At 65.5% G+C, this 1,497-nt stretch carries 1 protein-coding gene; it reads left to right on the top strand.

All coding sequences use genetic code 11. The features are described 5' to 3' along the window. Positions 1-99 precede the first annotated feature (99 nt). The gene (locus tag Pla123a_RS24370; RefSeq protein ID WP_146591967.1) at positions 100-1,320 is read left to right on the top strand and encodes an IS4 family transposase; all 1,221 of its coding nucleotides are present in this window, start codon (positions 100-102) and stop codon (positions 1,318-1,320) included. The last annotated feature ends 177 nt before the right edge of the window (positions 1,321-1,497 follow it).

The raw sequence follows: 1,497 nt of genomic DNA, 5'->3' as shown, positions 1-1,497 counted from the left end.
CAATACTGTTCGGCACGCGATTTGCGCACGCCAATTCGTCACTGCGAGGCGATCTAGTCGAGGTTGCGCCCTGGACGGGCGGTGTGCATAATTGCGGGCATGGCAGGCAGCAAGAAACCGAAGATCGAAGAGCCCGACATCACGGGGCTGAAGTTTTTTGACAAGCTTGCTCCTCTGCTCAAGCGGCTTCACGACGAGGGCTGCGAACGGGACCGGGCCGGCAATCGACAGCTGCACTACGACCAGTACTGCCTGCTGGTGCTGCTGCACTTGTTCAACCCGATCGTGACCTCGCTGCGCGGCGTCCAACAGGCGAGCGAGCTGAGCAAGGTGCAGAAGAAGCTGGGCTGCGCCCGGGCGTCGCTCGGGTCGCTCTCCGAGGCGACCAGCGTCTTTGACGCCGAGCGTCTCAAAGAGATCATCGGCGAGCTGGGCGACCAGCTGCAACCGCTCGCCCAGGACCCACGCCTCCAGGACATCCAGCAGACGATAACACTGGTCGACGGCACGCTGCTGGCGGCGTTGCCGAAGATCATGGAGGCGTCCTGGCGGAAGGCCAGCAAGGGCAGCGGGATGGTCAAGTGGCGGCTCCACACGCACTTCGAGGTGCTCCGCGGGGTCCCCACGCGGATCGACGTCACCCCCAACGGCGGCGGGGAGCACGACGAACGCGTGGTGCTCGAGGCGGCCTTGGAGGCCGACCGGCTGTACGTGGGGGACCGCGGCTACGCCAAGTTCTCGCTGTTCAACGGCATCGTCGCGGCGGGCAGCAGCTACGTCTGCCGGCTGCGCGACAACAGCGTGTGGGAAGCGGTTGAGCCGGGGCGCCGCGATGACGACGCCGGGCTGAACGAGGTGATCAGCGACGAGGTCGTGCGTTTCCCCCACGCCGCGGCCAGCAGCCGGCCTGACCACCCGGTGCGCGTCGTCTGCGTGCGGATCAACCCCCACACCAGCCGCGGCAAGTACCGCGGCGGCTCCAGCGGGGTCGACAGCGACGGCGTGCTGCGCATCGCCACGAACCTGCTCGACGTCCCGGCCGAGACCATCGCGTTGATCTTCTCGGGGAGGTGGGAGATCGAGACCTTCTTCCGGTTCTTCAAGCACATCCTGGGCTGCCGGCGTCTGCTGAGCCACGACCAGAACGGGATCGAGATCCAGACCTACTGCGCCATCATCGCGAGCATGCTGATCGCCCTCTGGACCGGACGGAAGCCAACGCTCCGCACCTACGAGATGATCTGCTTCTACCTCTGCGGCATGGCCTGCGAGCAAGAGCTGATGACGCACCTCGCAAAGCTCAAAAAGCAAGAAGCCTAGGAGCGGCACGCGCAAACGCCCCTCGGACCCTTCACGCTGCGCGCTACGAAACTCGGCACGCCCTCTCGTTCCCCCGCCAAGAGCAACCCGCCACCTGGCAACCCTCCGCCAGCACGCGACCCTCCTCCTCTAGACCCACGCCACAAACGCTACATATCTTGGGCCGAACAGTATTGG

The sequence above is a fragment of the Posidoniimonas polymericola genome (assembly GCF_007859935.1).
GTDB classification, from domain to species: Bacteria; Planctomycetota; Planctomycetia; order Pirellulales; family Lacipirellulaceae; genus Posidoniimonas; species Posidoniimonas polymericola.
This window is presented reverse-complemented; position numbering and strand designations above follow the sequence as displayed.

What these genes read in the sequence shown, in the direction of transcription:
- Pla123a_RS24370 (WP_146591967.1), top strand. Translation starts at nt 100, where the DNA reads ATGGCAGGCAGCAAGAAACCGAAGATCGAAGAGCCCGACATCACGGGG.